Here is a 23,357-nt window from a genome sequence, read left to right on the forward strand (position 1 = left end):
GGACACCGACAGCAGTCGGTGCGAGGGGAACCGCACTGTCCGCAGGATTCGTGATCCTCAGTGGTCTTGGCCCGAAGTGGTCTTGGCCCTCAGTGGTCTTGGCCCTCAGTGGTCTTGGCCCTCAGTGGCTATGTCCGAAGTGGCCTGTGCCGGCAGCGGTCTTGATCAGTGGTCATGATCCGAAGGCAACGGCTTCGTCGTCCCGCCTGTCAGAGGTGGGTGTTTGACTGTCCGTATGGAGCCAGAGACCACTCGATCCGCCCTCCGTGACTTCTGCGCCGAACGTCTCGGCACGGATCTCGCCGCCGACTTCGTCCGCCTCGCCCGCCCCGGATTCGAGCTCACCGAAGCCGATCCCGGCGAAGCCGCCGGGCACAGCCGGTTCGGCGGCCGGGCGATGCTCGAACCGGGCACGCCCTGGCCGATGTGCGACGGCTTTCCGCTGAGCCTGATAGCCGTCCTCGACACCGGCGCCCTGGCCCCCTGGCTCGGTGACGTCCTCCCAGCCGGGACGGGCCTGCTCAACTTCTTCTACCTCGACACCGACTCCCAGCAGTGCGACCCGGCCTCCTACGAACTGGCAATGAAGTACCACTCCTTCGACGCGCAGCTGGGAAGGGTGATCGCGGCCCGTTCCGCACACGCCGTCGAGACGGACCCACCCGCCCGGTCGAGCGTCTTCGACCCGGTCGACTGGGCGGCCAAGCCCGGATTCGACTTCCCCGACACCTGGGACCCGATCTGGCGCACCCTCGACCTGGGCCCCAAGGTCGACGACCTGGCCAGGGCCATGCCCGGTCAGTACGTGAAGGAGCAGCTCACCGACTGGTCGAGCCGGCCGGGTGCGCTCGTCACCGACGACATGGCCTTTGGATGGCCGAAGTTCCCCACGGGGAGTTCGCCCATGGTGCCGTGGGGCGAAGACCCGACCCTCTACCACCACCTGCTCCAGCTGTCGGGACAGGACGAGTGGTACATCGGCGGTGAAGGCGGCTGGATGCACTGGTCGATACCCACCGATGCACTGCCGACCGGCGATTTCAGCCGGGCGATCCCGACCCCGGACATGTGGTGACCCCGACCCGCCCAACGAGCAGGGCCTGCCCGAAGGTGTGAGCCGGGCCCGGCTCCGCCCCCGGTCGAGCCACCCGCGAGCAGAACGCCTTGTGCCGTCATGCAGCCCCTCGATTCCCTCTGCCCGGTAAGGCTCTCGACCGCGGACCACCGGGAGGGCGATGTCACATCTGCCAGGGAACAGGGAGAACTCGATGAGAGCGAGACTTCTGCGGCGACTCGCCGCGGGAAGGCCATGGGTCATCGGCGCGGTACTCGCCATTGCGGTCCCAGGCGTCGCGTACGCCAACACCGTCGGCGTGACCGTCAGGACCCCGGGAGCCAGGGCCGGCCCCACTTCCACCTTCTCCGAGATCTCCCCGCACGCCGATTGCAGCAGCTGCCTGATCTCCGGAGGCGGGATCGACCAGGCCATCGGCACCGGCACGTCGTCGAACGGCAACCACGTGATGGGCAGCGTACCCAGCCTGGACGGCACCACCGAGTACACCGGTTCAACCGGCGTCGTCGGCACGGACGTCACGCACTGGCTCGGAATCGGCGGCAGCGGCGGCGCGGTCAACAGCTCGTTCTCCACAACGCGTTACGCGGTGCGCGCCTCGATGATCTAGATCGAAGATCTCACCCGATGCGACTGACCGCTCGGGCGGCGACCCTGAACGCCCTACTGGCTGCCGACGCGGGTCGCCAGCCTCCGGCGCACCCATGCGGCGAAATCGTCTCCGGGACCCGCTGGCCGCACGTCAGCCAGCAGCGCTTCTATCTCCCGGGCCGGTGCGTCATCGACCCGCAGCAGAATCTCCACTCTGGTCAGCGGCACCAGTCGCACGACCGGCATGGTCGGATGGCGACACTCGTGCAGGAGATTGGCCCGGTCGAGCAGGTGGATCATCTGTGGGATCGCTGCGTCGCGCAACACGTTGGCCAGCGCCTCACCGCAGCTTCGATGATGGCCCTCGCGCAGAGCCCAGCGTGAGCGGAACGACTTCTCACTATCGGGGAGATGGGCTGCGTGTGGTGGTGGCATCACATCACCGGCCACAACAGCAGGCGCGAAGGCGACTGGAGCCCTCACCTGGCCGCTGGCCCGGTGCTGCCGGTTGATCCACTCCAAGTACGGGGCCGGCACGATGACGTAGGACACGTTGAACACGGCAGCGTCCGGGTCGACGTAGTGACGTGCGAACCGGAGAACAGCTTGATCACCACTGTCCGCGTCGAAGCTGAAAGTGCAACCGGACCGCTTGAACTTGGCCGCTCTCATCGCAGGGGCCTCATACTCCCTGACCAGCAGGTCCAGCGGTCTCTCCCACGTCCGCGCGTCCGCAATGGGGGCCAAGCTGCTGCCGCAGCGTAGCGCCGCGCACTGACAATCCCTGAGGTGCGTTGCACCACCGAACGGAGATCGACGTCCGCGACCGTAGGGGCACTGCGCAAGCTCACGCCCGGAACAGCCCTTGATCACTATTCGTGCCCGTGTGTGCCGATGCCACGTGGCGGCGCGGACGGCGGACCGGAGTGCGTGTGCCCGCTGCCCGCCGGGCTTCGAGGGTGAACTGAGCATGGTCGAAGCCCGGATACACATTCCGTCACTCCACGCCGCCGAGACGATCTCCGCGTGCCGGGCACCGCGGTCGCCTCGTACCGCCTCGATCGGCCGGTGACCGTTCTTCTCCGCGGGCACCACCCACCGCGTCGCCGGCACCAGGCATCCGGACCGGCGGCAGCGCCGTGCACCACCTCCCTTCCCCCGTCGATCGAACGTATATCCGGCACGCATCGGGCGTAGATCGCCGGCGTGAAGGCTGAGGACCGAGCGAAGGGGAACCGCCCTTCCACGGGAGGCGAGGGAGGTGGGACGCATGGAGATCAACCTCGGCGAGACCGTTTCCTGATTTCGGTCGATGAAGTGACGGGCGCAGTGGGTTCGCCGTTGGCGTGGCCCCTGCGCCCGTCCCGCCCGGCCCGGCGTACCGGGCCGGAACATGCCCGTTTCGACGTCTGCGAGGACGGAGGCACAATGACCGGCCACGACTGGTGGCACAACGCCAGCCTGCGCACCACGGCGGCAGTCGGCGAGGGGTGGCGGCTCTTTCGGCAGGTGTATCTGCCCAGTCAGTACGACGGGGCCCTGCTGGCCGAACTCCGCCGGGCCAGACTCGCCCAGGCACTCACCCGCGCGGCACGCACAACGCACTTCGCCCCCCATCTCACGGAGGGGCGGATCACTCCGGAGAAGGCCGAGGCCGTCCTGGAGTCCCTGCCAGTGCTGGAGAAGGACGTCCTTCGCCACACGCCCGAGGCGCTCACCACAGGCATCGTCGAGGCATGGGACGAGCTGCGGGTCCACACGTCCGGAACGACCGGTGAACCGGTGCGGATCATCCACGACGACTCCAAGCTGAGCGAGTCGACCGCCGCCAACCTGCGGATGCTGGATGCCTACGGTCTGCGCCCCGGGCTGCGGGTCATCCGCGCCACCGCCGATCTGCGGCACGGGCCGGTCGACTTCGAGACGATGCCCTACTTCGGCGCGGCCGGCGTCCTGCGGATCAATGTCTCGACCGCCGCCGCCCGGGACGCCGGATTCCTGGCGCGCCTGCTCACGGAAGACCGCGGCCTGCGGAGCGGTCAACTGGCGGTGACTGAGTTCCAACGCGGCGGTCACGGCGAGGTCGTCCGTGTGCGGCTCGGTGAGTCGCTGCCGCTCGTCGGTGAGCCGGCCCACCAGGTCCGCCACCGTCCAGGCCGGGCGGGATGCCAGGCGGGAGGCGGTGAGGCGGACCGCCAGCGGCAGATGGGCGCAGCTGGTGACGAGCCGTACGACATCGGATTCTTCCTGGGTGACCCGGTGCCGTCCTGCGATGCAGCGGACCAGGGCAAGCGCCTCCTCGGTGCGGAACTCGGGCAGCTGGACGTGTAAGCAGGCGGCCGGACCGGCGAGACGCGCCCGACTGGTCACGATGGCGGCACAGGCAGCCGTGTGCGGCAGCAGTGGAGCGACCTGCGCGGCGTCATGGGCATCGTCGAGCAGTAGCAGCACGCTGCGACCGTCCAGAGCGGTGCGCAGCAGCCGCGCCCGCTCGTCGACAGGGGTGGGAACGGCTTCGAGATCCGTACCGATCGCGGTCAGGAAGGTGGCCAGGACGGCGCCGGGGTCGGCGGCGTCCGTACCGGTACCGCGCAGGTCGGCGTACAACTGGCCGTCGGGGAAGTGATGCTTGACGCGGTGTGCCAGGTGCCGGGCGAGGGTGCTTTTCCCGATGCCGCCCGTCCCGTTGAGGGACACCACGACCGGTGCGGTACCCGCTCGGGCGGTGAGTGCCCGGCACAGCTCGGTCACGAGGGCCTCCCGACCGCAGAAGTCAGGCGTGTCGGGCGGAAGCCGGGTGGCGAGGGTCTGGGCGGTGGGCGCTTCTCTTCCCGGGGAGCTCGTACGGCCGTGCGGCGCGGTGGTGGGCCTGGCCGGAGCGGCGGCCGGGCAGGGAGAGACGAGGGCGGGATCACCGGCGAGGATGCGCTTGTGCAGGGCGCACAGCTCCGGGCCGGGATCGAGGCCCAGTTCCGTCAGCAATACCTCGCGGGCGCGGGCGAACACCGCCAGCGCATCGGCCCGACGCCCCGAGGTGGCAAGGGCTCTCATCAGAAACCCGTAGGACTTTTCCCGCAGCGGGTGTTCCCGGCTGAACGCGGTCAGTTCCGGGATGGCCTCAGCGTGCTGTCCGCGCATCAGGTCATGAGCGAAGCGTTCCTCCAGCAGGATGAGCCGCAGTTCGGATAGGCGTAAGCGCTCGCTCTCTGCGAACGGACCCGGAACCCCGGCCAGCGGTTCGCCCCGGAACAAGGGCCGCGCCTCGGCGATGAGCTCGACGCACTCCTCATGACGCCCGGCGCGGCATGTCTGTGCCGCGGCCGCCGCCAGCTGCTCGGCCTGGAGTGCGTCCACGGCCGACGCGGGCACGATGAGCCGGTAGCCGTCGCCGATGGAGGCCAGCGGCTCAACCAGGCAACCGGCGGCGCTCAACTGCTTGCGTATCCGCCACACATACGTCCGGAGAATGGTCACCGCCGAGTCCGGCGGGGTATCGCCCCACACCGCGCTGATCAGCTCGTGAAGCGGAACCGCATGGCCGGTACGCAGGAGCAGGGCCGCCAGAGTGGCCTGTTGCTGCGGTGGTCCGCACCGCACTTCGGCCCCGTCGACGCGCATTCTCATGGCCCCGAGTAAGGAAAACCGCACTGTCCCTCCCCGCTTCATACGGCGCGAAGAGCGTGGCGCAGTCGCGGTCCGTACTTGCTGACCCGGTCTCGATGTCTGCCGGGACAGCCCCAGCATGGGGACCGGCAGGCGGGGGCCATACGGTGCAACTACCTGAATGCCTACCTGGAGTATCCCGGGTAGGTAGCCGACCGGGCTCCCCGCACGCCCTCGGGCAGCGGAAGACCCGGTTGGCGTTGCAGGTCGCGCGGCGGCCGGGCAGGTACGAGCGGGGCCATGCGCTCCCACAGCTCGTCAGGAACAAGATCATCAACCACGCGCCAGACCCTGCCCGTTGGCAACCCCAACTCCCAGCCGCCACACCGAACTCATCCTGAAACGATCAGTTGGACCGACCGGCAAATGGATCACTTGAGGCGGCGTGTGGTGGGACGGCCGTCCCAGCGACAGCGGCTTGTAGCTCGGCGGATCGGCATACGTAGCGTGACAAGTGCGGCGGCGAGGTGGAGGTAGAAGTCCACGACGTTGCCGCTCCTCTCGGTGCAACGCCGGAGCCTGCCGCAGTCATTCATCCAGGAGTGGATGCGTTCCACCACCCAGCGCCTACCGGCGTGGATCGGGGCTGGCGCTCCCTTGCGGGCGATCCCGGCTGTGAACCCCAGCCCGGCTATCAGCGCACGGGACTTGGCACTGTCGTGGCCGCGGTCGACCGGCGAACGCCCTGCCTTCTCGTCGCCGGACGGGGTCTTGGTGATGCAGAGTGCCGTCCCAACAGGCTCAGTCCCAGCGCCCGTTCGAGCCGTTTCACATGCTGGCTGACCGCCGACCGCGTACACGACAGGTCACGGGCGACCGCGCTCAGCGAGCCGGACTGGCACACGGCAGTGAAGACACGGAGATCATCAAGAGTCATGGTCATCAAAGGGAATGCTTGGGCATTGCCAAGGGAATCCGAGGATTGACTTGGGTTTTCATAGTGCTCCATGATCACCGCAGGGCCCTGGGCGGCAACCCGCCCGTGCCTTCGCAACGGTCCGGACATGAGGCGAAGGCACGGGCGGGTGCCGACCCTCCACGTGCCGAGAGGAACTGATCCCTTGTCCGCCACCCCTTCCACCACCGCTCACGTCATCGCGCTGCTGCGCGAGTTCGGCGCCGAAGACCTCGCTCACCCGGGCGGTACTCTCCTCGCCCACCTGCTACGCGTACAGGAACGACTCGCCGCATGGGGCGCTCGCCCTGCCCTCCAGCTCGCCGGCCTCTGCCACGCGCTGTACGGGACCGACGGCTTCGCCACCGCCCTGCTGCCCCTCGACCGCCGCGATGAACTGGCCTCTGTCATCGGCACCGAGGCCGAAGCCCTCGTGTACCTCTACGCCAGTTGCGACCGCGGTGCCTCCTACCCGACGCTCGCCGGCGGCGACGCCGCTTTCCGCGACCGGTTCACCAGCCGTACCTTCACTCCGGACCTTGGACTGCGAAGGGACTTCGCCGAACTATCCGCCGCTAACGAGCTCGACATCGGCCTCGTCGACCCCGCCTTCCGCCGGACACGGGGTCCCGAACTCCTCGCCCTGTTCACCCGCTTCCGGCCGCTCCTGAGCGGCTCCGCCTGGAAGGACTGCCACGCCATGCTCGCTCCCTGGACCGTGGCGGTGCTCGGGCCGGGCGGCGTCGGCGGCCTCCTTGCCGCGCTGTTGTCCCGTGCCGGACACCGGGTCGTCTGCGTGGCGGGAGAGACGACCGCACGGGCACTGCGCCGGGACGGCCTTCAGGTACGCAGCGCACAGTTCGGCGACTTCACCGCACCGGTCGAGGCGGACACCGAGCTGCGCGAGCCGGTCGATCTGTGTCTGGTGACGGTCAAGCACACCGCCCTCGATGCAGCGTTGGAGCGGATACCGCCCGGCATGCTCGGCGATGGTCTCGTGCTGCCGCTGCTCAACGGCATCGAGCACCCGGCCGCGCTGCGCCGGCGGTACGGTACGCGGAGGGTCACCCCTGGCGTCATCCGGGTCGAGTCAACTCGCGTCGCACCAGGCAGGGTTGAGCACGGCAGCCCGTTCACCGAGATCGACCTGACCGGACCGGCAGAGCAGCAGGACGCAGTGGAAGCGCTGGCCGCGATGCTCCAGGCAGCCGGAGTGCGAACCTGTGTGGCCGAGGACGAGGCCGCCGTGCTCTGGGCCAAGCTGGCGTTCCTCGCACCCTTCGCGCTGCTCACCACCCGCTACGGACTCACCATCGGCGACGTACGGACCGAACGGCGCGAGGAACTGGTGGCACTCGTCGAGGAGGCAGCCGCTGTCAGCCGGGCCTGCGGCGCGCCCGCTGATCCCGCCAGGGCCTTGGCGCTGTACGACGCCTTCCCATCGGGCGCCAAGTCCTCGATGCAGCGCGACGCCGAGGCGGGCCGTCCGCTGGAGCTGGACGCGGTCGGCGGGGCACTGCTGCGGGCGGCCGCACGGCACCACGTCGCCGTGCCGGTCGCGAACCGGCTGATGACCGCACTGACGACCGGCTGACAACCAGCGTTGGCTGGGGGTGAACCAGTTCGTCGCGCTGCTGGGCGGTGCAGTGATCCCGGCAGCCGGGATGGTCCGTGGCCTCGTCACCGAACGCCGGATCGGTGGGTTGCAGCTCTTCATGCTCGCTGCGATGGGCCTGACCGTTGCGATGTCGTTCGTCACCGGCAGCCCGCGGCTGCTGCTGATCCGCAACGGCTGGGGCATGGCCGCGATCGGCGTGTGGATGCTGTGCACCCTGCTGTCCCGGCGGCCGTTCCTCTACGAGGCGACCCGCATCGTCGTGAACGAGGACAAGCAGCGGACAGTGAAGGCCAATTGGGAGCGGTATCCGGCGTTCCGCCGGATGCTGTGGATCTGCAGCGCGTTCTGGGGCATCGCCTGCCTGATCGACAGCACGGCGCGGATCGTCTTGGCGATGACCCTGCCAGTCGACCTGGTGCCGGTCCTCGACGACGTGCTGCTGGGGGTGACACTGCTGGCGATCCTGGCCTTCCAGCGGTTCTTCGGCCGTGCCTACCTGCGCCGCAACGGGCTGCGCAGCCGCGGCCTGACGATCACGCCTAGCCCCGCCACCGGGCAGGCGGCGTGATGGCTGGTCAGACCGAGGGCGCGGTCGCGCTGATCACCGGCGGCGCCTCGGGCATCGGAGCCGCCACCGCGCGAAGGCTGGCCGGCCGGGGATGGCGCGTGGTCGTCGCCGACACCAACACCACCCACGCCACAGCTGTCGCCGAAGAGTGCGGCGGACTCTTCGTCGCCACCGACGTCGCCTCACCCGACGACAACGAGCACGTCGTGGCGCGCACCGTCGAGGAGTTCGGCCGACTGGACGCGGCCGTGCTCAACGCCGCGATCGCGGGCCAATGCGGACTGGACGACTTCACGCCGCAACGCTACCGAGACACGATGCGCACCAATCTGGACAGCGTCGTCTACGGCCTCCACGCCGCCCTGCCCCGACTGCGGCAGCAAGGCGGCGGGCACATCGTCGTCACCGGCAGCATCGCGGGGCTGACCGGCTCACCCGACGTGTTCTACGCCACCGCCAAACACGCCCTCATCGGACTGGTCCGCTCAGCCGCACCACTACTGGAAGCGGACCACATCCGCCTCAACACCGTCTGCCCCGGGCTGGTAGACACCCCCGCCCTCGCATCGGTACGCACCGGCCTGCTCACACACGGATTACTGCTTGCTGATCCGGCCGAGGTCGCCGCCACCGTCGAGGCAATGCTCGGTAACCCTGCCGCCGTCACCCAAGCCCACCTGCGCATGCTCGACGTCCATCCCGGCGCGAACGTCATGGACATCGGCATCGGCGCCAGCCTCTCCGCCGCGCTCCTCGCCCAACTGGCAGGTCCGAAGGATGAGTCACCGCCGTCGAAATCGACCCGAGCCTCGCCAAGCGAGCCGAGGCCGAAGTCCCAGCTCAAGCGGCGCCACGCGGGCTCCGACAGCCTGCGGCGGTGCGTAGATCGACGAACTCGGTACGTGGAACTCGACCGCAGGGGCGCCGAGTTGCTGTCCAGGTGCTGACTGAGCGGGAGGAGAAGAACAGCGTCGCCATCGCCTCGAACGAATCGTTCGGGAAAGCGCACTTGGTCCGGCGAACCCGTGTGGGGCAGCGCCGAAACGTCACGGGTTCCAGCAGCGACGCGGATGCTGCATGATCGAGGCCTGCTGATCGAACTGGTGAAGGTCGCAAGGTTTCCCGGACGTCCTTGGCTTGCGGATATCCGGACCTCGTTCGGTCACACCGCGGTCCGGTGGTGCGGGGATCGTGCCGCGGAGCCGGGCGAGTACCACGTCGAGTGGACGATCGACGAGGACATCGTCTGGGGGCAGAACGCCAAACCTGCTGTTGGTATCGGCCCTGGGCTCCGGACCGGTGGGCACTGCGTAGTCCTGCGGGGACATCTGAGCCTCACTGAGGACGGTGCCGCCCTGCTGGACTTCGATGGCACGAACATCCTGCTGGACCTTGCTGATCCGCTGCCCGAAGATGTCGTCGATACGTGGGTCGAGCTCTTCATCGAGCACGAGAAGGTCAGTCTCCACCCTTACGTACTCTGACCACGGATCAGGTTGTGTCCGTCTCCCACTGCGACGAGCGGGTCTCGTCGATGCGATCGGACAAATAGATCAAGGTGGCCGAGCCGATGCCGGCCAGTTCGCCGACCGCTACACCACAGCGGCCGAACAACTCGGGCACGTCAGCGCCGGGGCTGACGCCCGGGCCGGCCAGGCGAGGGTCACCTCATCGGCACCGGGAAGGCGGCTCGAACCGCCCCTTCGCTCTCCTGCCGCGACTGCCTGGCCGTGCCGCCTGCTCCTGGACGGTGGCGACGGCAGTCGGCCGCTGTCGGACCGTGCCCAGTGCGAAACCGGCGACGGCCAGGGCGACCCACACAAAACAGGAGGCGATCATTCCAGTCCAGCCGTGACTGTCGTAGACGACAGTGGCGATCAATGAGCCGATTGCCCCGCCGGCGAACGTCGACACCATGTACACGGTGTTGACCCGCCCTCTGATCTCCTCAGAAATCCCGAAGATCCGGGCCTGATTGGCGATGGTCGAACTTCCGGCCCCGAAACTGAGCAGATTGCTTCCGATTATCAGGGCCACGACGGAAGTGTCCCCGAACAGCCCGAGAATCGAGAAACAGAGGATCAAGCTCAGCGTGGCGACCGAGGTGACAGCGGTGAAACCGTAGCGGTCGTTGAGGCGCCCGACCAGGACGGCCAGCAGGGCGCCCGGGACGCTGAAGAGGCCGAAAAGCCCAGCGTATCCGGACCCCATGTGGAAAACGGGTTCTGCGAGATGGAACGCCAGGGTTGCCCAGAATGCCGCGAAGGCCGCGAAAAAGGTGCCGCCGAGGAACGCGGCCGTCCGCAGCTCCCGGTGGAGCACGAGCAGTCGCGGCATGGAGACGAGCAGCTTCCCGTACGGGATGCGCGCGCGGCCGGACGTCACGGGCAGGTGGCGGGGGAGGACGAGGACGAGCGCTCCGGTCAGCACCGCCGCGATGAGGTAGACGGAGCGCCAGCCGCCGCCGAGGTCGGAGATGGCGCCGGAGGCAGTGCGGGAGAGCAGGGTGCCGAGCGTCAGCCCGACGCTGACGGCGCTCATGGTGCGGCCGACCCGCTCCGGCGCGGCCAGCGAGGCGGCGACCGGCATGATGATCTGAGGCAGCACCGTCGTGGTGGACAGGGCGAGCGTGGCGATGGTCAGCGTCAGCGTGTTGGGGGCCGCCGCCCCGGCCAGCAGGCCCAGCGAGGTCAGCGCCGGGAGCACCGCTCCCAGCCGGCGCAGATCGACGGCGTCCGTGAGCGGCACCACCAGGGCGATGCCGATCGCATAGCCCATCTGGCCCGCTGTCGCAATCAGGCCGGCCTTCTTCTCGGAGATCTCGAAGCTGTGGGCGATGGCGGCGAGCAACGGCTGCGGGAAATAGATGTTGGAAACGGCGATGGCAGCCGCCGTCGCCAGGACAAGGATAGTGAAGCGCCGACTAGAGGAAGATTGGATTCCGTTCTCCTTGGCTATTAACGCAGCTAGTTCGTCCGCGCTTCGCGCAGACGACTTGTGTGCGCTTCGCGCAGACGAATAGGCGGAAAGGCTGATGCCGGGCAAAGACCTATCACGGTCTCCGCGGCCCGGCCAACGGTTTTTTGTCGGGCGCTCCGTATGGCCGGAATTTGACAGTTGGTCGAGAGGAAGCAGGGGAAGCCGGAGCCGAAAACCGGGCCGACTGGGGGTAAATGTCAGAAGTTGCTCCGATTCTGGAGCGTCAAGATCAACCCATTGATCGTCTAATCATGTAAATTTCTTGCGGCATGTGCGCACAATGAGCCGCGAAGTGACCAGAGTGGCTGGTGGGCACAACCCCCGCCTCGGTCCCTGACTGCACCACACCCCCTCCCACCACCGACTAGGGGATTTCTATGAGTTCGAGCCTGCCTGCAGGCCGAGGGTTCCTGTCCGCGCCCACTGTCGCCCAGCCGTTGGTGCACCGCTGGTACGCCGTGCCGTACGTGGCGGCTCCCCACACAGGGGCACTCAATCTGGCCAAGCGCCACCTGCCCGCCCTGCGCGGCTATCTCGCCGCACCCGAGGCCCACGAGCAGGCGCTGCGCAACCCCGAGATGTTCGGCGCCCCCTTCATCAGCCCCGGTCCGGCCGGCCGGCAGGGCATCGAGGAACTGCTGGAACGCACGCTCAAGGAAGGCGAGCCGAGAATCCGGCTGGCCGAGGACATCGCGGCCGCACGGCAGTTGCTGGCCAAGAACGCGGACGGGCGGGCCATGGCCCCCCTGTACAACCGGCTGCCCGAGTCACTGCGCGGTGTCACCGAACTCGTCTACGACACCGCGGGAAACCCCTCGATCAGGTTCTTCGAGTCGTTGCTCTACCGCACCGCAGCCTGGCAGCCCGAGGCCCAGGCCCTCTCACTGATGCCGCGTCACGACTCCGCGCAGCCGTTCATCTACAGCTCGCCCATTCTGCCCAGCGACTCCAGGGTTGACCTGCGGGTGCCGTTCGCCGCTCCCGAGATCGACAGCCTCTTCGCCGCCCGCCTGGAGCGGACTGACGTCGGACAGTTGGCCGACGCCTTCGAACTGACTGGCAGTCAGCGCACGCTGTTCGAGAGCCTGTTCACCGACGAGCCCGCCCGCCCGCCGTACCAGCCGCCCGCCGCCGGCGAGGTGCGCGTGCGCTTCTTCGGCCACGCCTGCGTGCTGATGGAGCTCGGCGACTTCTCCGTCCTGATGGACCCGGTGATCGGGTACGACGGCAACGGACACCAGCACTTCACCCTCTCCGACCTGCCGGACCGCATCGACGCCGTGGTGCTCAGCCACGGGCACTCCGACCACTTCTCGCTCGAGACCCTGCTACAGCTGCGGCACCGCATCGACACGGTGATCGTCCCCCGGGCCTCCGGCGGAACCCTCCCCGACCTCGGCCTGCGGACCCTGCTGGAGCAGATCGGCTTCCGCAACGTGGTCGACCTGGCGGAGGTCGAGTCGATCGACCTCGGCCCCGCGCGGATCACCGCACTGCCGTTCCTCGGCGAACACGGCGAGCTGGACATCCGGGCCAAGATGGTGCCGCTGATCCGCATCGGCGGGCGCGGGTTCCTCTTCGCGACCGACACCTCGCCGCTCGACCCGAGGGTCTACGACCTGGTGGCCGACGAAGTCGGCACCGTCGACGCGATGTTCATGGGCCTGGAGTGCGTGGGCGCACCGATGAGCTGGCTGTACGGCCCGTTGCTCGACACCCCGATCCCGCGCGAATTCGACCTGGACCGCGGCCTCAAGGGCTCGTTCGCCGCCCCGGCCGACGACCTCGCCCGCCAGCTCGGTGCGAAGCAGGTGTACGTCTACGCTCTCGGCATCGAACCGTGGCTGAAGCACCTCACCGGCTGCTGGTACGACCCCGAGGCCGAACAGCTCAAGCAGACGAAGATCCTCGAGGGGCTCTGCGCCGAGCGCGGAGTACCCGCCGAACTGCTGTACATCACGGCGGAGCGCAGCTGGAGTGCCCGGTCCTGACCCGACCGCCCTTCGGTCACCCCACTTCGGAAGGCAACGGATCACATGACTTCGACACCCCTGTTAGGACCAGCGGTGTTGGTGGACGCCTACTCGACCGGGAACTTCCTGCCGGCCGCGTTCGCCCGGCTCGGCGTGGAGGCGGTGCACGTCCAGAGCTCGGCCGAGCTCATGTCCTCGATGCTCGCGCCGGCCATGGAGGAGTACCAGCACAACTACATCTGCCCCGACGAGACGGCCTTCGAGCAGGTCGCGGCCGAACTCGCCGCGCTGCGGCCGGTGGCCGTGCTCGCCGGGCAGGAGCCCGGAGTTCCGCTGGCCGACGCCCTGAGCGAGCGGCTTGGTCTCGCGAGCAATGGCTCGGCGCTCTCCGCGGCCCGGCGCGACAAGTACCGCATGATCGAGACACTGCGCGCCGCGGGCATCCACTGCGCCCGGCAGTCCACGAGCGGCGACCCCGCCGCGCTGGCCTCTTGGGCCGAGAGCGCCGGCGAGTACCCGGTGGTCGTCAAGCCGCTCAGCTCGGCGTCCACGGACCACGTCTACATCTGCCACGACGCCGCCGAGGTGGCCTCCGCCGCCGAGCGGGTCCTGGCGTCCGTGGACATCTTCGACCGGCCGAACACCGAAGCACTGGTGCAGTCCTTCTTGGCCGGCACCGAGTACATCGTGGACACCGTGAGCGTCGATGGCCGGCACTACGTCTGCGGTGTGTGGGAGTACGAGAAGCGCCTGCTCGACTCGGGTTCCCGGATCTACGACCGGGACGTGCTGCTGGACCCCGACGCGGCACCCGTGCCGGATCTGATCGCCTACATCCACACCGTGCTGGAGGCCCTGGGCATCCGGAACGGCCCGGCTCACGCCGAGGTCATCGTTACACCGGACGGCCCGGCCCTGGTCGAGATCGGCGCCCGGCTCAACGGGAACATGAACCCGGGCTTCCACGACCTGTGTCTGGGAACCAACCAGGCCGACCTCACCGCACTGGCGTACGCCAGGCCCGGGGAGTTCCTGGAGCGGTACGCCGGGAAGGTCTACCGCAAGCGCCAGGAGGCCGTCGTCCACAACACGCAGACCGTGCTGGCCGGCGTGATCGCCTCGGTGGACGAGGCGGTGGTGGAGAAGATCGCCGCCCTGCCGACCGTCCACCTCGTCGGCGTGAAGCTGTCGCCCGGCAAACGGCTGCGTCCCACGGCCGACCTGCTGACCAGTCCGTTGCGGATCTTCATGACCGGACTGGACCAGGCCGCCCTGCTGTCGGACCACCGCGCCATCCAGGACCTCAAGGACGGGGTGTACCGGCTGGCGCCCCCGGTTCCGTCCGCCGGGGCATCCCCGTGAGCGGTCACCGGATCGCGCCCGTCCGCGTCGAGGGCCGCAACTCGACGACCTCCTGACCCGGGCCGTCACCGCGCGCAGGCGGCGGTCCGGGCGCTCGGGATACGCCGCGGGGCCATGTGCACCGACCGCCGCTCATCCCCGTAGCGCCCGGGGCCGCAGGTGAACTACGGGCCGGTGGCCAGGCCGCCGGCCTCCTGCGACGCGCCCGCCGGTGCGGCGCGACGACGGGCGCGCCGCGGCCGGGCTAAGGCGTCCTTCGCGCGTGCCGCCGCTCGCCGCCACCGGCGTGACGCACCGGTACCCGCCGCCGCCATGGACGGCCGGCCCCCGCCGCCACCGTCCCTCCCTCCAACCTGGCCAGAGCCGAGCTCGCCAGGCCGCACTCGGTAATGCCCGGACAAGCGCCGGCCAAGCCGCGCCCACCACGCCACTCTGGAGGTTTTGATGCCGGATCAACTCGGACTGCTCGACGACGCCCTCCGGGCCCAGGCGCTGCTGACCGCACCTGAGCCGGGCCGCGAGGCCCCCCGGACCGCCCTGGAGCGTTTCGACGAGCGGGTCGCCGCAACCCCCGACGCGCCTGCCTTGCGGGCCGGCGGCACCCGGCTGAGTTACGCCGAACTGGCGTGCCGGGTCGAGCTCGCGGCGGCCGACCTGCGCCGCCACGGCGTCCGCCCCGGCAGCACCGTCGGGGTACTGCTGGAACGCGGTACCGACCTGGTCGTCGCGATCCTCGCCGTCTGGCGGGCCGGCGGCTGCTACGTCCCGCTGGACCCGATGCATCCGGACGCCCGCCTGCGACTGGTCCTCGACGACAGCGCGGCCGGCATCGTGGTGAGCAGCCCGGACCTGGCCATCCGGGTCGCCGGCAGCGACATCCCCGTCCTGTACGACCTCGGCCGCTCCGGCGAAGCGGGCCCGGACGGCACCGGCGCGCCCGCGCCCGGACCCCGCGACCTGGCCGTGCTGATCTACACCTCGGGCACGACCGGCCTCCCCAAGGGCGTGGCCCTCGAACACGGCAACCTCGCCGCGTACGTGGCCGCCGAACTCGACCCGCTTCCCCTCGACGCCGCCCCCACGGTCGGCCTCACCGCGGCCGTCTCCTTCGACGTCAGCTACATCCAGCTGCTCCACCTGACCCGGGGCGCCTGCCTGGTCGTCGCCGACGACGCCACCTACCGCAACCCGCAGGCCCTGGTCGCCTGGGTGCGCGACGAGGACGTGCGCTTCCTCGACCTCACACCGTCCATGCTCGCCCTGATGCGCGAGTTCGGCCTGGACGAGCTGCTGCGCGAACGGCCCATCCGGCTGGAGCTGGCCGGGGAAGCGGTGAACACCGCTACCTGGACCGGGCTGCGTGAACTCGGGGTGAGCGCCACCAACGCCTACGGCCCCACCGAGGCAGGCATCGTCACCACCGCCGCCCTCGCCGAGACCGACAGGCCCACCATCGGCCGCCCGGTCGCCGGCACCACCGTCTATGTCCTCAGCCCGGACCTGGAGCCGCTCCCGCCGGGCGCGGCCGGCGATCTGTGGATCGGCGGCCCGCAGGTCGCACGCGGCTACCTCAACGCGCCCCGCCTCACCGCCGAGTCCTTCCTGCCCGACCCGTTCAGCACCCGGCCGGGCGCCCGGATGTACCGGACCGGCGACCGGGTCCGGATCCGCCCCGACGGACTCCTCGACTACCTGGAGCGGGCCGACGACCAGCTCAAGGTGCGCGGGCAGCGGGTGGACCCGTACGAGGTCGAGAACGCGCTGCGGGCGCAGCCGGCCGTCGCGGACGCCTACGTCGCCCGGCGCGCCGCCGTCGGCGCCCACGGGCTGCGCGCCTACCTGCGGATCGCGGACGGTGAGCGGCTCGACCCGGACGCGCTGCGCTCCGCCCTCGCCGGGCTGCTCGCCCCGGCCGCGGTACCCAACGCCTTCGTCGAGGTGGACCGGTTCCCCCTCACCGCCAGCGGAAAGATCGACGAGGCCGCCCTGCCCCGCCCGGACTCTCGGGCCCCGCGGGACGACCGGCCCGGCGCGCCGCTCGACGGGCCGGTGCCCGAACAGTGGGAGCGAGCCGTCGGCACCCGCCCGCACTCCGCCGACGAGGACTTCTTCGGCGTCGGCGGCACCTCCATCGAGGCCACCCGGCTGGTCGCCGCGCTCTCCACCGCGCACGGCGTGGACCTCGATCTCGCCGCCTTCTTCGCTACCCCGACGCCCCGCGGCTTGCAGCACTCCCTCGACGCGGCCCTCGCGGCCGCCGCCACTGCGGACGCGGCCGCGGGGGCCACCGACCGGGCACCGGCCCTGTCGGCCGCGCAGCGGCGCCTGTGGCTGATGCACCGGATGGACCCGCGGAGCTTCGAGTTCACCGTGCCCTGGGCACTGCGGGTCGCCGGCCCGCTGGACACCGACGCCCTCGCCACTGCCTGGCGCGCCGTGCTGGCGGCCCACGACGAACTGCGGCTGCGGATCGGTGAGCGCGACGGCGAACCGACGCGTGACCTGTGGCCGGTGGAGCGGATGGAACTGCGCACCCGCAGCGTCCCGGCCGACGCCCTGGACGACGAGCTCGAGAAGCTGGTCACCCGGGTCTTCGACCTCTTCGCCGAGCCCCTGGCCGGACTGGAGGTGCTCCGCCTCGCCGAGGACGACCACGTCCTGCTGTTCGCGGCCCACCACATCGTCAACGACGGCCGGTCCATCCAGATCGTGACGGACGAACTGTTCCGCCGCTACGCCGGCACCCCCGTCGTCCCGTCCGCCATGGCCTACGACGACTACCTGGCCCGCGAGGGGCGCGGTGCCGGCGTCGACGGTGACGGCTTCCGCGACTGGGCCGAGGAGTTCCGGCTGCCGCCCGTCGAGCAGCCGCTCGGTATGGGCGAGACCCGCTCGGACCGCAGCTGGCGCGGCGACTCGCTGCGGCTGCCGCTGGACCCGCAGGTCTGGCAGTCCGTGCGCGGCACCGCCCGCGAACACCGCACCACCCCGCTGGTGTTCGCCCTGTCCGCGCTCGCCACCACGCTCGCCCGCTACGCCGGCTCCGCCGACATGGTGCTGGGCGCCAGCATGGACACCCGGCCCAACGGCTTCGCCGACACAGTGGGCATGTTCGTCAACCCGGCCCCCGTCCGGCTGCGCTCCGAGCCCGGCCAGTCCGCGGCCGACCTGGTCGCCGCCACCCGCCGGGCCCTGCTGCGCACCCACGCACACCGCGACGTCCCCTTCGACGAGCTGGTCCGCCATCTCGGCGTGACCCCGGACCCGAGCCGCACGCCGTTGTTCCAGGTACTGCTCAACCACGAGCCGTTCCAGGCCCTGCCGGCCGTGCCCGGGCTGCGGATTGCGGATCTGCCGCTGGCCACCAAGGTGTCCAAGTACGACCTCACGGTCACCCTCCAGGAGCGGGCCGACGGCGCCGACCTGGTGGCCGTCTACCGGACGGACCGTTACGGCCCGGAGCAGATCGGCCGGTTCATGGCCCACCTGCGGACGATCCTGACCGGGTTCGCCGCGCAGGGGGCGGACTGCGCCGACGCCGTCGCCATGCTGTCCCCGGAGGAGACCGAGGGCCTGCTGGCCGCAGGCCGGGGCGCGGCCCTGCCGGCCGACCACACTCCGGTGCACCTGCTGGTCGAGGAGACGGCCCGCCGGACACCGGACCGCCCGGCCGTGGCCGGCAGCGAAGTCACCTACTCCTACGGCGAGTTGCACGACAGAGCGGGCCGGGTCGCCGAACGGCTGGCCGCCGCCGGGGTCGTTCCCGGGACCCGGGTCGGCGTCCTCGTCGAACGCTCGGCCCTGGCGGCGGCGGTCGTCCTCGGCGTGCTGCGGGCCGGCTGCGCGTACGTCCCCCTCGACCCCTCCAGCCCGGACGCCCGGATCGACTCGGTGCTCTCCGACGCCGAGGTCGCCGCGGTGGTGACCACCGGCGGCCTCGCTCACCGGATCCGTGCCGGCTTGCCGGTTGTCCGCGCCGACGAACTTCCCGACGGGCCCGCTGAGTTCAGCACGGTGCAGGTCGCCGGGCACGACCCCGCCTACATCATCTACACCTCGGGCAGCACCGGAGAGCCCAAGGGCGTGGTGGTCGAGCACGCCCAGCTGGCCGCCTCCACCCTGGCCCGGCGCGAGACCTACCCCGGCGAGCCGGTCTTCCTACTGCTCTCCTCACTCGCCTTCGACTCCTCGGTGGCCGGTCTCTGGGGCACGCTCACCGCCGGCGGCCTCCTGGTGATCGCGAGCACCGACGAGATACGCGACCCGGCGCGGCTGCTCGCCCTCGTGGACCGCCACCAGGTGACCGACCTGCTCTGCGTGCCCTCGCTGTACGAGGTGCTGCTGACCGCCGCCGAACGCGGCACGGGTGCCGGCCTGCGCTCCGTCCGGCGGGTCATCGTGGCCGGCGAGCCGCTCCCGGACGCCCTGCTGCAACGGCAGTTCGACCTCGCCGCTCCGGCGGAGGTGGTCAACGAGTACGGACCCACCGAGGCCACCGTCTGGTCCAGCTTCCGCCGCTACGGCAAGGTCGGCCCGGTGGATATCGGCGGGCCGGTGCCCGGAGCCCGGCTCTACGTCCTCGACGACCGGCAGCGGCTGGTCGCGCCCGGAGTGGCTGGTGAGCTGTACGTCGGCGGTGCCGGAGTCTCCCGGGGCTACCTAGGCCGACCGGTGGAGACCGCGTGCTCCTTCCTGCCCGACCCGTTCTCGGGTGAATGGGGTGCCCGGATGTTCCGCACCGGCGACCGGGTCCGCTGGTCGGCCGAGGGTCGGCTGGAGTTCCTCGGCCGCCGCGACAACCAGGTGAAGGTCCGCGGCCACCGCATCGAACTTGGCGCGGTCGAGGCCGCCCTGCGGGCCTGCCACGGTGTGCGCGATGCCGCCGTGGTGGCCGACACCCGGGGCGCGACACAACTGGTGGCGTTCGTGACCGCCGAGCGGGGACTGGACCTCGCCGCAGTGCGGCGCGAACTCGGCGAGCAGCTTCCCGAACCGATGGTGCCCGCGGTGCTGCGCCGGCTGGACGCCTTCCCTGTCAACGCCAACGGCAAGGTGGACCGGGCTGAACTCGGCCGGCTCGCCGAACGCGAGGACGCGGACGGCGGTGCCGGTACGGCGGAAGGGGACACCACCGCCCTGGTGTCGGCGGCGTGGGCGGAGGTGTTGGGTGTGGCCTCTGTTCCTGCTGAGGTGAACTTCTTCGATGTCGGTGGGCATTCGCTGCTTGTTCCGGCGCTTCAGGTGGCCTTGCAGCGGCGCACGGGTGTGGAGGTCGCGGTGTTGGACCTGTTCCGGTTCACCACGGTCATGGCGCAGGCCGGTCTGCTGGAGGAGGCCGCGGCGGTGGCTGAGGCGGCGGTGCGGAGCGAGGACGCCGTGCCGCTGGTGTCGGCGGCGTGGGCGGAGGTGTTGGGTGTGGCCTCTGTTCCTGCTGAGGTGAACTTCTTCGATGTCGGTGGGCATTCGCTGCTTGTTCCGGCGCTTCAGGTGGCCTTGCAGCGGCGCACGGGTGTGGAGGTCGCGGTGTTGGACCTGTTCCGGTTCACCACGGTCATGGCGCAGGCCGGTCTGCTGGAGGAGGCCGCGGCGGCGGACGCCCCGCAATCCAGTGCAGAAGAGGACGACAGAGAACGCCGGGCACGGGTGCAACAGGCCCGCCGCCGACGGGCCGGGGGAGGCGCCGCATGAGCCGCGACCGATCACTCGACATCGCCGTGACCGGCATGGCGGCCAGGCTCCCCGGCGCCGATGGCCTGGCCGACTGGTGGCGGGCCGTCCTGGCCGGCCAGGTGCTGACCAGCCGGCTCGACCCCGAGACGCTCCGCGCGGAAGGAGTCGCGGAGGACGTCCTCGGCGACCCGGCGTACGTACCCGTCCGGGGCTTGCTCGCCGACCCCGACCGCTTTGAGAACGGCCTGTTCGGGATCAGCCCGCGCGAGGCCGAACTGATGGACCCGCAGCAGCGGCTGCTGCTGGAGACCGCGTGGGCGGCTCTGGAGGACGCCGGCCAGGGCCCCGTCGGACCGGCACCGGTCACCGCCGTCTTCGCCGCCACCAGCGGCAGCGGTTACCTGCGCCGGCTCATCGCGAACGGAGTGACCGACCCGGAGGTGCTGGAGCAGGTCCTGCTCGGCTGCGAAAGGGACTTCGCGGCCACCCGGATCGCCTACCGGCTTGGCCTGACCGGCCCGGCCCTCACGGTGCTCACGGCCTGCTCCTCGTCCCTGGTGGCGGTCCACCTGGCCGCCCAGGCACTGATCAACGGCGAATGCGACCAGGCGGTGGTGGTCGCGGCCTCGGTCGACTTCCCGCAGGCCGGCCACCTGCACGTGCCGGGCGGCATCCTCTCGGCCACCGGTGCCTGCCGGCCGTTCGACGCGGACGCCGACGGGACGCTCGCCGGATCCGGGGCCGCCGGAGTGGTGCTGCGCCGCCTGGACGACGCACTGGACGACGGATCCGTCCCGCACGGGGTGATCCTCGGCTCGGCGATCAACAACGACGGTGTCCGCAAGGCTGGTTACAGTGCTCCCTCCGCCACCGGCCAGGAAGCGGTGATCCGCGCGGCCCTGCGAGCCGCCGACGTCGGGGCCGACTCGCTGGGCTATCTGGAGGCGCACGCCACCGGCACCCGGGTGGGCGACCCGATCGAGTGGTCGGCCGCCTCCGCTGCCTTCGGCGGACCCGCCTCCCGGCCGGGGCGGATCGCCGTGGGTGCGGTGAAGGCCAACATCGGCCATCTGGACGCCGCGGCGGGACTGATTTCGCTGATCAAGGCGACGATGGTGGTCCGGGACGCCGCGGTGCCCCCGGTGGCCGGCTTCAGCCGGCTCAACCCGCTGCTGGACACGGCCGGTTCACCGCTGTACGTACCCCGGGAGGGCGCCGACTGGAACGGAGCCGGACCCAGGCGGGCAGGGGTGAGCTCGTTCGGCATCGGCGGCACCAACGCCCATGTGATCGTCGAGCAGCCGCCGGCCCCGCCACGGCCGCCGGCCGCCGACGGGCGGGAGAGGCTGGTGCTGATCTCGGCCGCGGACCCCGACGCCGTACGGCGGTCGGCCCGGCGGCTGGCCGGCCACCTGGAAACACACGACCTGGCGCCCGCCGACGTGGCGCACACCCTGGCGGCCGGACGTGCCGCGCTCCCGTACCGCCTGGCGGTGACCGGCCAGACCGGCGCGGAGATCGCCGCGGGGCTGACCGGCTCCGGCCGGCAGGTGGCGGGCCACAGCCCGGCGGACGGACCGGCGCCGGTGGTGTTCCTGCTGCCCGGCCAGGGCGCACAGTCTCCGGGCATGGCCCTGCCGTTCCTCGCTCATCTTCCGAGCTTCGAGGGGAAGTTGGAGGAATGCCTGGCCGCGTTCGAGCCGGCGCAGGCCCGACGGCTGCACGCGGCGCTGCTCGACCGGGCCTTCCCCGAGGCGGAACTGGAGGCCACCGAGCTGGCCCAGCCGGCGCTGTTCGCCGTCGAGTACGCCGCAGCCACCGCCCTGGAGGGGCTGGGACTCAGACCGGTCGCGCTGGTCGGGCACAGCCTGGGTGAGATCACCGCCGCCTGCCTGGCGGGCGTGCTCGAACTCCCCCTCGCCGCCCGGCTGGTGGCGGTACGCGGACGGGCCATGCAGGACTGCCCGACCGGCGTGATGCTGGCGCTGCCCATCCCCGTCGCGGAGGCCGGGAGACTGCTCTCCGACTCGGGTGCCGCCCTCGACATCGCCGCGGTCAACTCGGCGGACAGCTGTGTGCTGGCCGGGCCGGCCGCGGAGGCCGAGCTGTTCGAGAAGTGGCTCGACGGCCGGGTCCCGGCACGCCGGCTGCGCACCAGCCACGCCTTCCACTCGGCGCTGATCGAGCCCGCCGCGGCCGAGCTGCGCAGGGAGCTGGCCGGCCGCGAACTCGGCCGCCTCCGGGTGCCGTTCACCGCCGGCGCGACGGGGGAGCTCATTCCCGCCGGGGCCGTCGTCAGCGCCGGACACTTCGCCGAACAGGCCCGCCGCCCTGTGCTGTTCGGGCAGGCGATCGCTGCCGTCGCCGAGCGCTTCCCCGGCGCGGTGGCCGTCGAGGTCGGACCGGGGAAGGCTCTGTCCGGCATGGCGGAGGCAGCCGGGCTGGACACGGTCCCGCTGGCGGCGGACCGTACGGACGACGCCCCGCTGCTCGGGCTCGGCGCCCTGTGGGCCATGGGCCAGCCGGTCGACCCGGCGGCGCTGACCGGGCCGGGGCGACGGGTGCACCTGCCCGGCTACCCGTTCGCCGGCCCCCGCTTCATCGCGGCGGAAGTGCGGCCTCGCCCGGTGGCACCGACACAGTCGCCGGCTGGGGCGGCCCAGGCCGAGGCGGCTCGGGCCGGGGCGTCCGGGGCCGTGGCCACCCCCGCCCAGGACACCCAGAGCCCCCGGGCGCTGGTCGCGGCCGGCTGGACCGAGCTGCTCGGCCACCCGGACGCGGCCGACGACGCGGACTTCTTCGAGCTCGGCGGTGACTCGCTGATCGTCACCCGCCTCGCCCGCCGCCTGGGGCAGCAGCTCGGCGTCGCCGTGCCGGTCCGCGAGCTGCTGATCGCCCGCACCTTGGGGGGCCAGGCCGAGGTCGTCCGGGGCCTGCTGTCCACCACCGCCGAGGGGAGCTGA

General features: G+C 70.9%; 13 protein-coding genes and 6 pseudogenes. 12 read left to right on the forward strand and 7 right to left on the reverse strand.

Annotation, left to right across the window (positions count from 1 at the left end; genetic code table 11):
- Positions 1–235 precede the first annotated feature (235 nt).
- Positions 236–1,075 carry a DUF1963 domain-containing protein gene (locus tag AB0C96_RS04245; protein WP_362913497.1) on the forward strand — a complete coding sequence of 280 codons (840 nt, stop codon included), beginning with the start codon at positions 236–238 and terminating at the stop codon, positions 1,073–1,075.
- A 193-nt stretch (positions 1,076–1,268) separates the two neighbouring features.
- Positions 1,269–1,685, forward strand: coding sequence for a hypothetical protein (locus AB0C96_RS04250; protein ID WP_362913499.1), 417 nt, complete (start codon positions 1,269–1,271; stop codon positions 1,683–1,685).
- Positions 1,686–1,738: 53 nt separating this feature from the next.
- Here the strand turns inward: AB0C96_RS04250 and AB0C96_RS04255 are convergent, their stop codons facing one another.
- Entirely contained in the window at positions 1,739–2,338 is a 600-nt protein-coding gene (locus AB0C96_RS04255; RefSeq protein ID WP_362913761.1) for a hypothetical protein, read from the reverse strand.
- A 756-nt stretch (positions 2,339–3,094) separates the two neighbouring features.
- Between AB0C96_RS04255 and AB0C96_RS04260 the strand changes: the two genes are divergently transcribed.
- Positions 3,095–3,997 (forward strand): hypothetical protein, encoded by a 903-nt coding sequence (locus AB0C96_RS04260; RefSeq protein WP_362913763.1) that lies wholly within the window; start codon positions 3,095–3,097, stop codon positions 3,995–3,997.
- On the opposite strand, the pseudogene AB0C96_RS04265 reads toward AB0C96_RS04260, so the two are convergent.
- From AB0C96_RS04265 to AB0C96_RS04275, 3 pseudogenes are all read right to left on the reverse strand, one after another.
- Positions 3,887–5,410: pseudogene (locus tag AB0C96_RS04265) on the reverse strand (BTAD domain-containing putative transcriptional regulator); the annotation flags it as partial. The gene AB0C96_RS04260 and the pseudogene AB0C96_RS04265 sit on opposite strands and share 111 nt — an antisense overlap.
- A gap of 290 nt (positions 5,411–5,700) precedes the next feature.
- Positions 5,701–6,003, reverse strand: a pseudogene (locus tag AB0C96_RS04270) (IS5/IS1182 family transposase); the annotation flags it as partial.
- Positions 6,004–6,053: 50 nt separating this feature from the next.
- Positions 6,054–6,206 (reverse strand): annotated as a pseudogene (locus AB0C96_RS04275) (LysR family transcriptional regulator); the annotation flags it as partial.
- A 217-nt stretch (positions 6,207–6,423) separates the two neighbouring features.
- Here AB0C96_RS04275 and AB0C96_RS04280 point away from each other — a divergent pair.
- The 5 genes and pseudogenes from AB0C96_RS04280 to AB0C96_RS04300 form a co-directional block, all read left to right on the forward strand.
- Positions 6,424–6,933, forward strand: a pseudogene (locus AB0C96_RS04280) (DUF6817 domain-containing protein); the annotation flags it as partial.
- Entirely contained in the window at positions 6,925–7,818 is an 894-nt protein-coding gene (locus AB0C96_RS04285) for a 2-dehydropantoate 2-reductase (RefSeq protein ID WP_362913750.1), read from the forward strand. The pseudogene AB0C96_RS04280 and the gene AB0C96_RS04285, both read left to right, overlap by 9 nt.
- Before the next feature lie 19 nt (positions 7,819–7,837).
- On the forward strand, positions 7,838–8,410 hold the full coding sequence (locus AB0C96_RS04290) for a VC0807 family protein (RefSeq protein WP_362913501.1): 573 nt from the start codon (positions 7,838–7,840) through the stop codon (positions 8,408–8,410).
- A pseudogene (locus tag AB0C96_RS04295) lies at positions 8,410–8,973 on the forward strand (SDR family oxidoreductase); the annotation flags it as partial. The gene AB0C96_RS04290 and the pseudogene AB0C96_RS04295, both read left to right, overlap by 1 nt.
- Before the next feature lie 336 nt (positions 8,974–9,309).
- Positions 9,310–9,407: pseudogene (locus AB0C96_RS04300) on the forward strand (AAA family ATPase); the annotation flags it as partial.
- A gap of 49 nt (positions 9,408–9,456) precedes the next feature.
- Here the strand turns inward: AB0C96_RS04300 and AB0C96_RS04305 are convergent.
- From AB0C96_RS04305 to AB0C96_RS04315, 3 genes are read right to left on the reverse strand one after another with little or no spacing between them, the layout of a single operon-like run.
- Positions 9,457–9,879, reverse strand: coding sequence for a hypothetical protein (locus AB0C96_RS04305; protein WP_362913503.1), 423 nt, complete (start codon positions 9,877–9,879; stop codon positions 9,457–9,459).
- 22 nt (positions 9,880–9,901) lie between these two features.
- Complete coding sequence (locus AB0C96_RS04310; RefSeq protein WP_362913504.1) at positions 9,902–10,033, reverse strand: hypothetical protein; 132 nt, start codon at positions 10,031–10,033, stop codon at positions 9,902–9,904.
- 45 nt (positions 10,034–10,078) lie between these two features.
- A complete protein-coding gene (locus tag AB0C96_RS04315) occupies positions 10,079–11,455 on the reverse strand; it encodes an MFS transporter (RefSeq protein ID WP_362913506.1) in 1,377 nt (458 codons plus the stop codon).
- A 311-nt stretch (positions 11,456–11,766) separates the two neighbouring features.
- On the opposite strand from AB0C96_RS04315, the gene AB0C96_RS04320 reads away from it, so the two are divergent.
- The 4 genes from AB0C96_RS04320 (at position 11,767) to AB0C96_RS04335 (ending at position 23,357) form a co-directional block, all read left to right on the forward strand.
- Positions 11,767–13,380: an MBL fold metallo-hydrolase gene (locus tag AB0C96_RS04320; RefSeq protein WP_362913508.1), complete on the forward strand. Its 1,614-nt coding sequence runs from the start codon at positions 11,767–11,769 to the stop codon at positions 13,378–13,380.
- 45 nt (positions 13,381–13,425) lie between these two features.
- Positions 13,426–14,724 carry an ATP-grasp domain-containing protein gene (locus tag AB0C96_RS04325; RefSeq protein ID WP_362913510.1) on the forward strand — a complete coding sequence of 433 codons (1,299 nt, stop codon included), beginning with the start codon at positions 13,426–13,428 and terminating at the stop codon, positions 14,722–14,724.
- A 444-nt stretch (positions 14,725–15,168) separates the two neighbouring features.
- Positions 15,169–20,412 (forward strand): amino acid adenylation domain-containing protein, encoded by a 5,244-nt coding sequence (locus AB0C96_RS04330; RefSeq protein ID WP_362913512.1) that lies wholly within the window; start codon positions 15,169–15,171, stop codon positions 20,410–20,412.
- Positions 20,409–23,357, forward strand: a complete 2,949-nt coding sequence (locus AB0C96_RS04335; protein ID WP_362913514.1) for a beta-ketoacyl synthase N-terminal-like domain-containing protein — start codon at positions 20,409–20,411, stop codon at positions 23,355–23,357. The genes AB0C96_RS04330 and AB0C96_RS04335 overlap by 4 nt, the downstream gene beginning before the upstream one ends.

Origin of the sequence: Streptomyces sp. NPDC048506 (assembly GCF_040651315.1) — a bacterium.
Classification (GTDB): Bacteria; Actinomycetota; Actinomycetes; order Streptomycetales; family Streptomycetaceae; genus Streptomyces.

What these genes read in the sequence shown, in the direction of transcription:
- AB0C96_RS04260 (WP_362913763.1), top strand. Translation starts at nt 3,095, where the DNA reads ATGACCGGCCACGACTGGTGGCACAACGCCAGCCTGCGCACCACGGCG.
- AB0C96_RS04335 (WP_362913514.1), top strand. Translation starts at nt 20,409, where the DNA reads ATGAGCCGCGACCGATCACTCGACATCGCCGTGACCGGCATGGCGGCC.
- AB0C96_RS04250 (WP_362913499.1), top strand. Translation starts at nt 1,269, where the DNA reads ATGAGAGCGAGACTTCTGCGGCGACTCGCCGCGGGAAGGCCATGGGTC.
- AB0C96_RS04330 (WP_362913512.1), top strand. Translation starts at nt 15,169, where the DNA reads ATGCCGGATCAACTCGGACTGCTCGACGACGCCCTCCGGGCCCAGGCG.
- AB0C96_RS04245 (WP_362913497.1), top strand. Translation starts at nt 236, where the DNA reads ATGGAGCCAGAGACCACTCGATCCGCCCTCCGTGACTTCTGCGCCGAA.
- AB0C96_RS04325 (WP_362913510.1), top strand. Translation starts at nt 13,426, where the DNA reads ATGACTTCGACACCCCTGTTAGGACCAGCGGTGTTGGTGGACGCCTAC.
- AB0C96_RS04285 (WP_362913750.1), top strand. Translation starts at nt 6,925, where the DNA reads ATGCTCGCTCCCTGGACCGTGGCGGTGCTCGGGCCGGGCGGCGTCGGC.
- AB0C96_RS04255 (WP_362913761.1), bottom strand. Translation starts at nt 2,338, where the DNA reads ATGAGAGCGGCCAAGTTCAAGCGGTCCGGTTGCACTTTCAGCTTCGAC.
- AB0C96_RS04320 (WP_362913508.1), top strand. Translation starts at nt 11,767, where the DNA reads ATGAGTTCGAGCCTGCCTGCAGGCCGAGGGTTCCTGTCCGCGCCCACT.